This window comes from Glaciecola sp. KUL10 (assembly GCF_003203515.1).
Classification (GTDB): Bacteria; Pseudomonadota; Gammaproteobacteria; order Enterobacterales; family Alteromonadaceae; genus Glaciecola.
The window spans coordinates 310,687-324,892 of the sequence record NZ_BGNG01000003.1; the positions used below are offsets into that span (position 1 = coordinate 310,687).

Sequence of the window (14,206 nt, forward strand, 5' to 3'; positions counted from 1 at the left end):
TAGGACATTTTTTAGTATCGCCCATCAATCATACTCTAGTGTTTGTATTGTGCATCTGGGTAGTTACATGCATAAAACCATCGTGGAAAATACTAAACAAAGCCTCGATACTTATTGGATCTAGTTGGCTATTGCTATGCTCACAGTCATTCTTTAGCACTTGGTTAATAGCACCATTAGATAACTTTGCTCCTATCGTGAAAGCAAGTGACCCTGTTATTCAAAGTAATAACAGCATTTTTGTGCTTGCTTGTTTTTTAGACAAACAAAAAAAACTTCCTATTGTGAGTGGTTGGCATGAGTGTTCTTTACAAAGGCTAGTGCAAGCAGTAATTTTATATAACAAAAACCCCGTTCCAATTTATGTCAGCGGTGGTGATTTCTTATCTGTAAACGAACCAAGCTATACAGACTTTGCCAATGAGTTGTTGCTGAACCTTGGTGTTAAAGAAGAGCACATAGTGTTGGTCCCCGAGGGAACAAACACTATGGAGGAAATGGCAGCAGTTTATCCCTTGTTACCGCACGGACAAGTGGCTATCGTTAGCACATCCACTCATATGAACAGGATTAGTAAGTTCGACCGTTTTTTGAATACATCTCAAGGCGACTTGACTTCACTACTGGTGCCAGTTGACCATCTAATAACGCGTGATACAGAATTTTCATTCAACATCCCAGCAAGTTATTCTGTCGATATCGTAGAACGTGCTTTGTACGAATATTTGGCGGTTTTTGCACATGTATTCAGCTTTGAATAGCATTTTAAACTTGAATTAGACCCAAAGCGCAGTTTTACGCTCATGTTTTGATTGTTCAAATTAGCGTATTAATTTATGCTTCACAGCTAATTCATGGAAGAGATTGGAAATAGTTTGCCAATGACTCAAATCACCATAGAAATTTTCGAACCGCATGGAACCGAACTTCGGGATTTGTGGGAATTGATCTATGAGCAAGCGACTCCAAATTTTTTCCTTTCTTGGCATTGGATGTCAACTTGGTATAACAGCCTGGATGATTCTCCTACAGTCTTACTAGCCAGACAAAATCACCGTCCTGTTGGTATCGCAATGTTATGCCAACGCCAAGTCAAACAATTTAAAGCCATTAAACGACAACAGCTTTTATTACACAAAACAGGTAATGAACTGCACGACCAAGCTTGGATCGAGTACAACGATTTTTTAGTGATTGAGGAATATGCAAACGCAACTAGGCTTGCCTTTGTGAAATACATCACAACTAAAATGCATTGGGATGAAATGATAGTGGGTGCTAGCGAGCATAAAGCGTTTGCGCCATATTTACTCAACAACCTGAGCCGCAGAGATATATGGAAAAGCCTAAGCTATAGAACTGATCTGGCGTTCATTCGCGATAATCACCTTGAATATATAAATACACTTTCAAAAAATACTCGATACCAAATTAAACGAAGCTTAAGAATTTACGAAAAATGTGGCGGCATCGAACTTCAATTTGCATCGACAGTAGAGCAAGCTATCCAGTGGTTTGAAGATGCTGGTCCACTTCATATTCAGAGGTGGTACAAAACCAGTGTTGGCAGTGGTTATACAAACCCTCAGTTTGTGCAGTTTCATAAACAACTGATAAAACATAGTTTTGATGATGGAAAGATTCATTTAATTAAAATAATTGCAGGCGCAAGAGTGGTGGGCTTTTTATATAATTTCGTTGAACCTCATGAGATTAAATTTTATTTAGCCGCTACTAACTTTAACAATGGCGATAAAAATTTGAAGCCAGGTCTCATTGCTCATTACTTGGCAATTAATCACTACCTAAAAGCGGGTTATGATGTCTATGACTTTATGGCGGGAGAGTCTCAGTACAAACGTTCCCTGTCATCATCTATTTCTCAAGTAAGTCTCTCAAGCTTTAAAAGAGCAAACATTGCGAGTCAAACAGAAACTTATTTGCGCAAACTAAAGCAATTTATCTTCGAACCCTATAAATTTATTAACAATATACCTGAGTTAACCCTAATATTGACCGGTGGAAAAGAGTCAATAAGCGGCGATAGAAACTACAATGAAGCGATAGCACTTAAACTCAATATTAGCCAGTCTGGAATTAAAGTACTCCATTCAACTCATTATCAGTCGCCTCCGGCTCATTGCGCTACCGCAACTAATGTTACTTTTAAGTCTTCGTCGCAATCTGGCTCGCGCATAGTCACGGTAACGGAAACTGAAATCTTAGAATTATCTGAACACACATTGGCCATTGAAGAAGTCATCAGCCATAAGGGTTTCAATGATCTCCATCATGTAATAAAAGAGGATGGTCGTTATTTAGTAGCAAACACTGGGCTAGACTCAGTCTGCGAATATCGCCCCATAACTGACGAACTGTCCCAAAAATTTATTACCGATGATTCGGGAATGTCAAGGCTCAAACCAGATGTAGACTATCGTAAGATAGCATGTACAAAACCCCACTTTACACATCCGAATTATTTGTTTTCATTACAAGACGAATTATGGGTTACACGTTGTGATCTGATGGACGCTGTTTCTTTAGACTCCAATAAACGAATTGAAATTGGTGGAAACCTTGTTCACGACGGAGTTGTCTTCAAAAATAATGTGTACTTTACCTGCGTCGATGGTCAGATAAGGGTTTTCGACACACACACGCTCATGCTCAAGCACTTAGTTGACCTTAAAGACTTTGTTCCTAATCTCAATGGCTGGTGCAGGGGCATATTACCAATTGCAACAAACCTAGCAGTTGTGGGTATTTCAAAGTATCGGCAATCCAAAAAACGCCGATTTAGTAAACAACATTCACATGCCAGATTACTATTAGTGGACATATTTAAACGACAAGTAATCTGGGACATCGACACAAGTCAACTGGGAATGGATGCTATCTTCGGTATTCATAAGAGTAGTACATAGATGAGTAAAAAAGTACTAATTTTAGGAGAAGACACTAGAAGTTTCTTATCTGTGATCAGAAGCCTTGCTAAACAAGGCTATCAGGTTGATGTAGTCTGTTTTGATGCAAGTAGCCCCAGCCTTAAATCAAAATACATCAAGAATGTATTTCTACTGAATTATCAAGCCTACACTCAAACCGAGTGGCTCGAAAATCTAATAAGTATCGTTGAGGAGCAAAATTACTCAGCTATCGTACCTTGTGACGAGCGCTCTATATTTCCATTAAATGAAAATAAAAAGCGTTTTCCAGACACAACTGTTCTAGCCATACCTAATCAAATGGTTATTAAACATTTGTTTGATAAGAGCACAACAAAAGCACTTGCAGAAAAGTTAAACATCCCCGTGGCAAAAGGCGAAATACTTTCGATAAAACCAATGGGCTACGATAAATTAAAAGCCAAATTTGGGAGTCAATTTGTCGTAAAACCCACTTTATCTTTTGAATCAGATAATTTGGCTACGAGACAAACCGTTGGAGTTATTAGTTCTCAAATAGATTTTGATCGTTACACAAAGTACATTTCTGACTCAGATGAGTTTTTAGTAGAAGAATACTTCACAGGTAAAGGAGATGGCTTATCACTGCTTGCATTCGATGGACAAGTTAATCATGCCTTTGCACACACCAGAGTCAGCGAACCACGTTCAGGAGGAGGCTCTTCTTATCGAAAAGCGATACCAGTAGATAATGGAAAATTAGACGCTTGTAAAAAGCTTTGTGAAGCGACCCGATATCATGGTGTTGGTATGTTTGAGTTTAAGACAAATATAGAAACCGGCAAATGGATACTCATTGAAGTTAATGCTCGCTTTTGGGGCTCCCTCCCCTTGGCAATTCATGCCGGCATCGACTTCCCTGCCTTATATGTAAATAGCTTATTACAAGGCCAACACATGGAAAAAGGCGTCAATACATCATATAACCAACAAGCGTATGCAAGAAGTTTGAGTAGCGACCTATTTGATAGTAAAGCAGAGTTTGAATATGACAGAGCTAATATTGGTTCTGCGGCTGCACTCAATAATCTTAGCCGACGACTTTTGTCATATACACGTCTGCTGACGAGTGAAAAAATCGATAGTTACGACCCATCAGATCGTCAACCGTTTGTCGCTGAATGTAAACAATTTTTCGATTCCACTTTGGCCGATAAGCTAAAACGCAGATCCAATGTAATCCAACAAGAAAAGCTACGTAAGCTACTCACCGCTATTTATGCTGCTCGCACACCATCAATCAAGTTTGTTTGCTATGGCAACATAATGCGAAGCCCAATGGCAAAAGAAAGTTTACGCTTACTTACTAATCAAGCGAAATTAGGTTGGGATATCGACTCTTATGGATTTCATCAAAATGAAAACAGAAAAAGTCCTGATGAATGCATTGAGGAAGCGGCCAAACTCGGTATAGACTTATCCGAGCATCGTTCTAAATGTCTTAGACAAAGCAATATCGACATTGAAAACACTATCATCTTTGTGTTTGATGACAAAAACATGGACAAACTAGCTAGATATTACAAAGTCGAAAGTGTTTTTAACCTAGCATGGTTTGTTCCCTCTGGGCTTGGTCGACACAATGAGATTGAAGACCCATATGGAAAGGGCAATGCAGCCACCGCCTATTGTTATTTATTAGTAGTAGAAGCTGTAAAGTTGATATTTGAAGAATACTTAAAGATTAAAACGCTATGAATGAAGTAAAGTTGTCGATCGTTATTCACACCGAAGAAGAGTTTGATTGGTCTGGTGGCTTTAGTGCTAAAAACAATCAGGTGACTCATGCAAAAGAACTCTTTGCAATGTGCGAGGATATGTTTGCAATTGGTTGTAAAATCACATTCGCGCTGGACTATGCATTCGTGGATTCTGAACAGGGTCAATGGTTTATTGAAAGGATTAAAAAACAATACCCAAACGATATAGAGTTCGCGGCTCACTTGCATCCTTGGGTCACCCCACCGTTACAACATGAAGACAACGAATTCATTGAAGAAAGGCTGTCTTACCCTGGGAACTTAAGTAGAGAAATAGAGTATAACAAGCTATCGGTATTAACTGAAAAAATAACAGAAGTAACCGGTGTTCGTCCGGTTGTTTACTTAGCAGGAAGATATGGGGTCGGCCAAAATACTCATGAAATATTATCATCACTTGGTTATTCAATAGACTTGAGTATTACTCCTTTTACAGACTATTCCTATCAAGATGGACCTGATTTTTCTGATTATGACAACTTGCCTCAGACGATTTCAGGTGTAACTTGCCTGACGCATAACGCGGGATATATAAGCCGACTTGATGGTTTTTCTGATTGGTTAAATGTCGCCCCACAAAACCTTCAACGTTTTAACAAAAACATTTTTGGAAAAGTGCTGTTAAAGCTTTTGGGGGTTCAACGTGTCAGATTATCGGCAGAGGGTTTTTCTCCTAAGCAAATGGATTTACTATTTCAATCATTATCACGTGTAGGTGTAAAACACTTTATTTATTCTTTTCATTCATCAACCAGTAAGTTAAATTGCTCACCGTATTCAAAAAACGAAAAAACACATACGCATTTTTTGACTAACAACCTAGCATTTTTAAAGTCAATCCCAAACAGCGTAAAGAGCCTTGTGATAGATGAATCCTGATACTTTTTTTTCGGTTATTGTTACTACCAGAAACAGAAGTGATTTGTTATCACGTGCGCTTGAATCTATTGCTAAACAGAAGCCTTGCGGTACCTTTAATCATGAAATAGTGCTTGTTGATGATGGTTCGAGCGTTGAGCACAAAGAAATAAATTTATCTTTGTTAACAAGACTAAATCTCAAGACTTCATATAAATATTTAGAGTATTCACGACAAGGACACGGCCCAAGCCATGCTAGAAACCGTGGCGCGCAGTTAGCTCAGGGTGAGTATCTATGCTTTTTAGATGATGATGATTATTGGACAGACGATACGCTTTTAGCGACTGCACACTCTCATCTATTTGCAAAAAATAACAGGTCTTTGTTTTTATCTAATCAAGATGCCGTGCTGAATGAAACTGAAATAGTTGATAAATCAATTTGGATTGAAGATCTAAAAATATTATTCCCTGAATTAGAGGTTCCGTTTATTGGAAATGTCGATAAAGAAAAGCTACTCTCATCAAACTCATTTGCTCACCTTAATTGTACGATAATATCAAAGGTGTTTTTCGAGCAGCTAGATGGTTTTGATGAGGCAATCAGATATGAGGAAGACAGAGACTTTTACTACAGAGCAATCGACCAAGCAGAAACGGTCATTTATAATAGCCACAATGTCTCTAGGCACGTCATTCCAAATAACAAAAATAAGACAAACGCATCAACCAGTTTAGAAAAAGTGAGTAAGTTAAATATGCAAATTTACTCAATGTCCAAAATAGCCTCTTCAGCAACACACAAAAAATTGATCAAGCTATGCAATAAACGACAGTCTTATTTGACCTACGAGTTGGCTTACCTTTTGATTAATGAGAAAAGATCAAGGTCTATAGTGCTCGCGTTAAAAGGGTTTCAATTATCGCCATCTTTGTCCCTTGTGAAATATTGTTATGATTTTTGTTTGTCGTTTTTTCGGCAAGCAAAATAGGAGAATTTGGCTTGCCGAGCGGAACACATTTTCAAATTCAGCGGATAGACTCACTCACTAGTATAAGAGGTGTTGCAGCGCTAGTTGTTTTATTCTTGCATGTGGCACAAACGTTTAACTTTGAATTGACCTTTTTTAACCTTTTTAAAAATGGTTGGTTAGGTGTCGATTTATTCTTTGTTTTAAGTGGTTTTATTTTAGCTCACGTTTATCACCAAAGTGAGCCAACACAGAAGACGTTTATCAGTTTTTACAAACAATTCATAATAAACAGATTGGCTAGAATTTATCCACTTCACCTATGTACATTATTGTTCACCTTAGGCTTAGTCATATTTCTGCCAGGATTTTATGAGCGTTACCCCAAGTATTTTTCAGACATATCATTTATATCGAACTTACTTTTGATACAAAACTGGGGATTTATAGATATATCTTGGAATACCGTTTCTTGGTCAATCAGCGCTGAATTCTTTATGTATTTATTGTTCCCTTTTTTTCTGATTTCACGCTCGATATTTAACAAGGTCGAGTACACCGTTATTATAATATTAGTGCTTTTACTCGCTCACTACTTAATTATTTTCTCATTCGGGTGGAGCAACTATGGTGGGATGTCCATAGGTGGTATGGTCAGGGTGTTTTTTGAATTCTTAATAGGTTTTCATATTTACTTTTTGAGTAAAAGGATTTCATATAGCCTTTAAGGACCACACTAATGTATCACTATGCATATTATGTATTTTAATATTAGTTTCCTTCTTTGTTGAAAAAGCGTGGATACTTTTTGTTCCTACTATTTCTTTGTTTATTCTGCATTTAAGCCTATTTAAAACAAAACTATCGAATTATTTTGAAAAGAAGCCATTCACTTATCTAGGAGAAATTTCGTTTTCTTTGTACATGTGGCATTGGCTAATCATTCAAGTATTTAATTGGTCTGTTTCAACCAAATTGCTATCAGCAGAAAATAGCTTACAAAACCACTTTTATGCTATAGCGCTTTGTACAATCTCTATTGTGATGGCGCATATTTCCTTGAAGTCAATTGAAATTCCCTCACGCAAGTTGATAAGAAGGCTTGCAAAACCAAATGGGCTATAAATGAATGTCGTAGAAGAACCAAAAAAAATGCCGTCAGTCTTTGTAATAATCATAAACTGGAATGACTATGATACAACTAAAAGATGTATCGATAGTGTTAAGGCTAGTAATTATTCAAATTTAAAAATCGCTGTTATAGACAACGGCTCAAAAGATAACTCACCTGAAAAACTAAGTAAAATCGACGGTATCAAACTACTTGCTAATTCAACTAATCTTGGTTTCACTGGTGCCTGTAACCAAGGCTTTAAGATTGCAATTGATCAAAAAGAAGATCTCATTTGGCTGGTTAACAATGATGTCGAAGTCGAACAGACTACTCTTTCCACCCTCGTCTCGGAGTATATTCAACATCCAAGCACTGGATGCCTTTCTCCAGTCATTGTTGATAACACTGAAGAGAAAAAAATACAGCATGCTTGCAGTAAGTACTCTCGCTTGCACCCTTCAATTGAAGAAACCAGTGAAATTAAGATTGCTGAAACATGGCAACAAGATACGCCTGAGCAAATTTTAGTGTGGGGTACAGCGATGCTAGTAAGCCGTAAAGTTATCACGCATATCGGTGAATTTGATGATCGACTATTTGCATATTTAGAAGATTTTGACTTGTGCCTAAGAGCAATTGAATCTGGCTACCACAATCGATTCACTGCTAAGGCAATTGTATATCACCAGGCGCACCCTTCGAATAGACCGCCCCATTACTACTACTACACAACTAGAAACGGGATCTTGTTTTGGAAGCGCCACCACCGTAGTAAGAAGCAATTATTTCAGTCAATTTATTGGCTTTTAGATCGTATTAAAGCTTTTAAGCACGGTTCTCAATTGGGTAGTGAACAATATAAAGCATTAACCTTAGGGTTTTGTCATGGGTTGAGCGGTAAAACGGGTAGGTTCGAAAGCCACATGAAACCGACAATGATTCAAAGGTTTATAGTTAAAGTTCTCTTACTGATATGACCATTAATCGCTATAGAGCTACTTAAATTGTCGTTTAAGAGCTCGCAGTGCAATCCAATCAAAGTAAGTATTAACCCCTCTAAATCTTACTTTTAAAAGTGGTTCATAATGTTCATATAAGTCAGATATTCGGCCACTAAGCCAACTTAAACCTTTGTCACGAAAACACTCTGTTATTATCTTATTTTGAAAGAAGCGTTCGCTGTACCTAATTTTTCGTCGGTAGTAAAGCTTTAGGTCGTGGCTGTTAAAAATTGACAGTGTGCGATAGTCAAATTTTATATCCTTAGCGACATGAACCTTCTCTAAATCCCATTTTGAAAAAGGCTTTAAATCCCAAAAGGCTAAGGCACCAACTAGTCCATCCTCTCCAATTGTACCTATCGGCAAATAAATGTTATGGCAGCGAACTCGCTTAATGAAATGATTTGTAAGCGCATAAAAGTTACCCGCCAATTGCCCCTCTTTTATCATCTCATGCGTTTGCTTGACTCTATTTTTTGTCGTTTCTTTAGGGGTACAGGCAATTCCATTTAACTTGCTCTCACGCAACTTTTCAAATTTACTCAATGCCAAATTAAATGCTGAATCTTCAACTGTACAATCTCCGTCCACAAAAAAATAATGCTCGGCTTCAATATTTATTTCATGTACGAAAACATTCCAGGCATTTGACTTATCCCCCACTTTAATATCAACAGGTACAACTGTATTGTGTATTTTAGAATAACGAGTAACGACATCAAATGTATTGTCAGTACAACCATTAATTAAAACGAAAATTTTTCCCTGGAATTGCCTTGTTATACTATCAAGGCATGTTTCTATGTCGCGCTCTTCATTGTGAGCAAAAACGGCACAAATGGCATGTTCCATTCCTGTAGCTTCCTATTTTTTACATGAGTTGATTTGTCACAAAGCGTTCTAATCACATGAACGCCTTGATTCTCACTAACACTAGACGCTAATATACAATTTTTGTTGTCAGCGTGGTAAGGAATTTATGAATAGTTTTGCGATAGCAGTAACTTAACTTACTACCGTTGCTTAACACACACTTAAATCACTAAAAGTGTGTGGCGCAGGAAACCAAATATTATGCATGCAAAGCTACATATTATCGTGCCAACGTTCAATAATGAATCAACAATACTAGCTACAATCGAGTCTCTCTTAAATCAAACATACAAAGACCTTTTTATTTGGATAATTAATGATGGCTCGACTGATAATACCCTGCTTGTCCTAGAGCAGTTTGAAAGCAATAAACGAGTAAAAGTAATCACAAAATCAAATGGTGGTGCCGGCGAGGCGAGAAACCTAGGTATTCAAAAGGCGAAGCAAAATGGTGCTGAGTACATTGGCTTTTGTGACGCTGATGATTTTGCGCACCCTCAAAAATTTGAAATCCAAATGTCAGTTATGTCTTCCAGTCCAAATACAGACGTTGTTGTGACGGGTGAAAAATACGTTGCTTCTAATTATGAGCCAAACTGCTTGCCTTTTTATGATGTCAATACAATTAAACACAACGTGATTTCGAATTTGTTTGAAATGCTATGTAACAAAAATTTCAACTACCACCCTGCATCATCGTTGATTCGAGCAAGATTATTTTCTGAGTCTGCGCGGTTTACAAACCATACATGTGGAGAAGATTACTGGCTGCATTTATATTTAGCAGCAAAAGACTCGGTATTCAGGAGAGTTGAGAATGAAATGTATTTTTCTAGGCAATTTGAGAACTCTCTTCAAAGATCACCCGGAGCTAGTTACTACGACGGTCTTGCTCGCTTTTCTGCAATTAACAAATTACTATCAGATGAATACAACATAACGAATGAAAGTAAAAGACTGGTTTTACAAGAGGCTAACGACCGATTTCTAAGATGGCATGTTAGCGGTGCTCGAATAGTTTATCCTTACACTGGCTCATTAGTTGTATGCTTAAAGAACTTTAATAATTTCAACTCTAAAACACTTGCACTTATAGAGTTGAGTAAATCAATCATTAATCCGATTGTTCGGATCGTAAAGCAATCTAGAATTTAACTACAACATTTGACTGAAAAAAGAATATGAATATTGCGATATTATCGGTGTATTACGTACAAGCAAGAACACTTTGGGTTGCAAAAATGCAGCTTGACATGCTTCAGTTGTGCTCAAAAAAGTATAACATTACGCTTTATGCATCTATTACAGGCGGCAGAGAAATAGTAGAACCGCTGCTTGGACAATACTCATTTGTGAAGTTAATTGAAGACCACTCTACCGATTCAAACCCATCAAAGCAGCATGGCGACTCCCTTAAGATACTTTTAAACGCTGCGAAACAAAAGGAATATGATTATTTTGTAACCCTCGATATGGACGCATTTCCAATTAAAGAAAATTGGTTGGAGAATTTGAGTATTCTATTAAATGATAGGCAACCTGTTGCTGCCATTGATAGAGTTGAAAATGGCGATTCAAGTCTAACTCATCCCAGCTTTTGTGTTTTAAAAAAGTCATTTGTACAAGAAAATAATTTGGATTTTTATCCTAACTCAACACATATCTCTGATTTGCATTTCCAACACTTTTTGCTAGATACCAATCAACGTATAGATACAGGAATAACCATTGCGTATCAATTGAGTAAAAACCGGCTCGATTGGGTGCGCTTGCAAAGGTCTAATAGTGCTAATATCCATTTTTTGATGGCTGGCATTTATGGTGATTCAATTTTTCACATGGGAGCTACCTCAAGGGAGCCCAAGTTTTACTACCAAATCTCAAATGATGCTATCATTAAGAGAATTTCTTGGTTAAAAAACCTTCCTTTTTTGTGGAAGCTTCACGATATTATTTATGATACGAGAGTGAAGTCCATTTCTAAAACTAACAAAATATGCATGTCGACAATTTCTAGCAAGCTAAAGCGTGATCCTATTTCATTTATTGATACATTGCGGTAGGAAAATACTGCTATATAATCGGCGAATAGCTCAAAATTCTTCCTTGTCTAAATAGCGTTCGAAAACAAGCACAAGCTCCCACATCAACCAAATAGTAAAATAAGGAAAAGAACCTAAAATGGATAAAACCAGTGAGTAAAACCAAGTCAAGGAACGCTTTATTCATCTCTGCCTACGCCATCAACTTAGTTTCAAAGTTTGCAATAACTGCCCTAGGAACCATTAGTACCCTCATTTTAGTTAGGTACTTAAGCCCAAATGACTTTGGAATTGTTGCCATTGGTTTTTTAATTCTTGGCTTTTTTAATGTTTTGTCAGAATCTGGAGTTAAACGATACCTGATCTTACATAGCAACCCCAAAAAAGAAGATTACGACAGCGCTTGGACGCTACAGCTAATGCTACGAAGCTCTGTCATTTTTATATTACTCCTGTCTTCATATTTCATTTCATTAAAACTAGAAAAACCAGATTTAGCCGTAGTCTTAATCTTTTTATGCATTAACGAATTTATCGTACAATTTTATAACATCGGTACCGTCAAGCTTGAAAAGAAGATTGATTATAACAAGACCAACCAAATTGCGGTTCTTGCTAAGGTTATTTCAGCCATTGTCACTATAATTTGCGCCGTTACATTTCAAAACTATTACGCGCTAGTGATAGGAACCATCATTAATGGCGCGTTTTCTACTTGCTTAAGTTATATTTTGGTTGATTACAGACCTAGTTTTAATTTCAAAATCAAAAAGGAAATGTTTGCATTTTCATATAAAATGTTTATCCGTAATATAATCTCTTTTACTCGTTCTCAACTAGACTTGTTATTAATAACCAAGCTCTTTGGTGATACTGGAGCAGGTAACTTTTCGGTTGCGAAACGTTTCGCGATTATGCCCATGGGAGAAGTTCTCCAACCTGCGATGGGGCCGATATTTTCTTATTTATCTCAGCTAAAAGAGAAACCAACAGAACTGGAAGCTAAAACATATCAATCGATATTTTTTATCTACATGATTCTAACACCATTTTTTGTTGGTCTAATGGCCATTTCTGAAAGTTTCACTACGGTTGTACTAGGTGAAAAGTGGATGTCATTGAGCGAGTATATTGGCTTACTCGGTTTCTTGATGTTTCCATTTGCAGTGCAACCAATATTTTTAATCTTATATGACGCAGCAAATAAAATATTTCTTTCTATGATAATCGATCTTGTCAGTATTGTTTTATTAGTTGTTGGCTACATCACCCTTGATATTGTAGATATTTACACATTTGTGATTTTGAGAATTGGCGTTGGAGCCATCACACTGACCTTAAGTTATTTGATGATTTGTAGAATACTACCAATAGACATTATTAAGCTACTCACGGCGACGTTTCTACCTTGCTTATTATCGAGTGTAATTTTTGTCGGCTTGTTTGCTATACCAATTAGCAATGATAATATTTATTTACAATTCGGCTTAGAGGTGATGATCGGCGCTTCATTTTATGTAGTCACTAGCGGCCTCCTGTTTTGGTCAATAGTACAGGTGAGCCCAGCAAGTTTTTCTGCTAGGTTACTTCCAAACAAAGCGCATGATTTACTTCTAAACTTTAAACTTAGTCGTATCAGCAAGTTATTCAACAGTAAAAAGAGAGCTTCACGATAGGAATTAGAATGCGAATATATGGCTTCATGCTAGTAAAAAACGAAGTTGATATACTTCAAAATACTCTTGAGTCTCTACTAAAGTTTGGTTCTTTTGAGCACGTTTACATTTTTGATAACGGTTCAACTGATGGCACATATGAATTAGCTAAAAGTCTCGAATCGTCGATGGTCTCTGTCAACAAATTGGAAAAGCCTTTTTCTGACAACTTAAAATACGAAACGGTATATGAATTTTCAAAGTGCTTTGAAACCGGAGATTGGTTTGCCATTCTAGACGCTGATGAGCTGTATGCTGAGCCTTTACTTCCTATTATTGAAAGCGCGATTCAACATGGTAGTAATATGATTGCGACCAAATCTGCGCAATTTTACTTCTCAGACAACGAAGAATCATTTGCTTTTAATCCCAAACTTCCAGCCACGCAGCAGCGCAATTACTATTTAATCAACTATGGAGAGCCAAGAGTTTTTCGGTTTGAGCATAAAAAACGTCTTTCAGCAGATTACGTCAAATCAAACCCACCTTATTTAAAGCAAGCAGAGCAATTATTAGCGGTTATGCACTTTCAGTTTCGCTCTGCCGAACAAACCCAGTTACGAATAGATACAAGGATAAAAAACAATAAACATTCAGGAAATTGGGGACATATAACAGGCAAGAATTGGAGGTCGTATATAGTAGATAGCAAATATCTTCATAAATATGATGGAAGCCTACAAGAGGGCTTACCTGATAATGTAAACCTTTTTAGAGTTCGCAACAACGCTGCTTATAGCTATTCAAACCTTAAGTGGATGGAGCAGCATAATTATTTGAAGGGCGCCAACGCTAGAATCTTTATAGCTAATCGTTTTGAGAAACTAATTAGGAAGCTTTGGAGTATTTTAGTGTAATTAATTAAGGGCAGTGAGACTTCTAATGAGTCACACTCTCATTG

At 37.1% G+C, this 14,206-nt stretch carries 12 protein-coding genes; 11 read left to right on the top strand and 1 reads right to left on the bottom strand.

Going from position 1 to position 14,206, the window contains the following annotated elements:
* Positions 1-131: 131 nt before the first annotated feature.
* The 7 genes from KUL10_RS07595 (at position 132) to KUL10_RS07630 (ending at position 8,651) form a co-directional block, all read left to right on the top strand.
* Positions 132-761 (top strand): YdcF family protein, encoded by a 630-nt coding sequence (locus tag KUL10_RS07595; protein ID WP_158525338.1) that lies wholly within the window; start codon positions 132-134, stop codon positions 759-761.
* 120 nt (positions 762-881) lie between these two features.
* Positions 882-2,927, top strand: a complete 2,046-nt coding sequence (locus KUL10_RS07600; RefSeq protein WP_158525339.1) for a GNAT family N-acetyltransferase — start codon at positions 882-884, stop codon at positions 2,925-2,927.
* Entirely contained in the window at positions 2,928-4,667 is a 1,740-nt protein-coding gene (locus KUL10_RS07605; RefSeq protein ID WP_110428308.1) for an ATP-grasp domain-containing protein, read from the top strand.
* Positions 4,664-5,608, top strand: coding sequence for a hypothetical protein (locus KUL10_RS07610; RefSeq protein WP_110428309.1), 945 nt, complete (start codon positions 4,664-4,666; stop codon positions 5,606-5,608). Before KUL10_RS07605 ends, KUL10_RS07610 begins: the two co-directional genes overlap by 4 nt.
* Positions 5,598-6,581: a glycosyltransferase family 2 protein gene (locus KUL10_RS07615; protein WP_110428310.1), complete on the top strand. Its 984-nt coding sequence runs from the start codon at positions 5,598-5,600 to the stop codon at positions 6,579-6,581. Before KUL10_RS07610 ends, KUL10_RS07615 begins: the two co-directional genes overlap by 11 nt.
* An 11-nt stretch (positions 6,582-6,592) precedes the next feature.
* Positions 6,593-7,288 (top strand): acyltransferase, encoded by a 696-nt coding sequence (locus tag KUL10_RS18995; RefSeq protein ID WP_158525340.1) that lies wholly within the window; start codon positions 6,593-6,595, stop codon positions 7,286-7,288.
* Positions 7,289-7,685: 397 nt separating this feature from the next.
* On the top strand, positions 7,686-8,651 hold the full coding sequence (locus KUL10_RS07630) for a glycosyltransferase family 2 protein (RefSeq protein WP_110428313.1): 966 nt from the start codon (positions 7,686-7,688) through the stop codon (positions 8,649-8,651).
* Positions 8,652-8,669: 18 nt separating this feature from the next.
* On the opposite strand, the gene KUL10_RS07635 is transcribed toward KUL10_RS07630, so the two are convergent.
* The gene (locus KUL10_RS07635; RefSeq protein WP_110428314.1) at positions 8,670-9,527 is read right to left on the bottom strand and encodes a glycosyltransferase family 2 protein; all 858 of its coding nucleotides are present in this window, start codon (positions 9,525-9,527) and stop codon (positions 8,670-8,672) included.
* Positions 9,528-9,749: 222 nt separating this feature from the next.
* On the opposite strand from KUL10_RS07635, the gene KUL10_RS07640 reads away from it, so the two are divergent.
* The 4 genes from KUL10_RS07640 (at position 9,750) to KUL10_RS07655 (ending at position 14,162) form a co-directional block, all read left to right on the top strand.
* Positions 9,750-10,703: a glycosyltransferase family A protein gene (locus KUL10_RS07640; protein ID WP_110428315.1), complete on the top strand. Its 954-nt coding sequence runs from the start codon at positions 9,750-9,752 to the stop codon at positions 10,701-10,703.
* A 26-nt stretch (positions 10,704-10,729) separates the two neighbouring features.
* Positions 10,730-11,611 (top strand): hypothetical protein, encoded by an 882-nt coding sequence (locus tag KUL10_RS07645; protein WP_110428316.1) that lies wholly within the window; start codon positions 10,730-10,732, stop codon positions 11,609-11,611.
* A gap of 131 nt (positions 11,612-11,742) precedes the next feature.
* A complete protein-coding gene (locus tag KUL10_RS07650) occupies positions 11,743-13,266 on the top strand; it encodes an oligosaccharide flippase family protein (RefSeq protein WP_158525341.1) in 1,524 nt (507 codons plus the stop codon).
* A gap of 8 nt (positions 13,267-13,274) precedes the next feature.
* Positions 13,275-14,162, top strand: a complete 888-nt coding sequence (locus tag KUL10_RS07655; RefSeq protein WP_110428318.1) for a glycosyltransferase family 2 protein — start codon at positions 13,275-13,277, stop codon at positions 14,160-14,162.
* Positions 14,163-14,206 lie beyond the last annotated feature (44 nt).

Bases quoted from the DNA above. Each gene is read 5' to 3' on its own strand.
- KUL10_RS07600 (WP_158525339.1), top strand. From the start codon at position 882: ATGACTCAAATCACCATAGAAATTTTCGAACCGCATGGAACCGAACTT.
- KUL10_RS07605 (WP_110428308.1), top strand. From the start codon at position 2,928: ATGAGTAAAAAAGTACTAATTTTAGGAGAAGACACTAGAAGTTTCTTA.
- KUL10_RS07610 (WP_110428309.1), top strand. From the start codon at position 4,664: ATGAATGAAGTAAAGTTGTCGATCGTTATTCACACCGAAGAAGAGTTT.
- KUL10_RS07615 (WP_110428310.1), top strand. From the start codon at position 5,598: ATGAATCCTGATACTTTTTTTTCGGTTATTGTTACTACCAGAAACAGA.
- KUL10_RS07630 (WP_110428313.1), top strand. From the start codon at position 7,686: ATGAATGTCGTAGAAGAACCAAAAAAAATGCCGTCAGTCTTTGTAATA.
- KUL10_RS07635 (WP_110428314.1), bottom strand. From the start codon at position 9,527: ATGGAACATGCCATTTGTGCCGTTTTTGCTCACAATGAAGAGCGCGAC.
- KUL10_RS07640 (WP_110428315.1), top strand. From the start codon at position 9,750: ATGCATGCAAAGCTACATATTATCGTGCCAACGTTCAATAATGAATCA.
- KUL10_RS07645 (WP_110428316.1), top strand. From the start codon at position 10,730: ATGAATATTGCGATATTATCGGTGTATTACGTACAAGCAAGAACACTT.
- KUL10_RS07655 (WP_110428318.1), top strand. From the start codon at position 13,275: ATGCGAATATATGGCTTCATGCTAGTAAAAAACGAAGTTGATATACTT.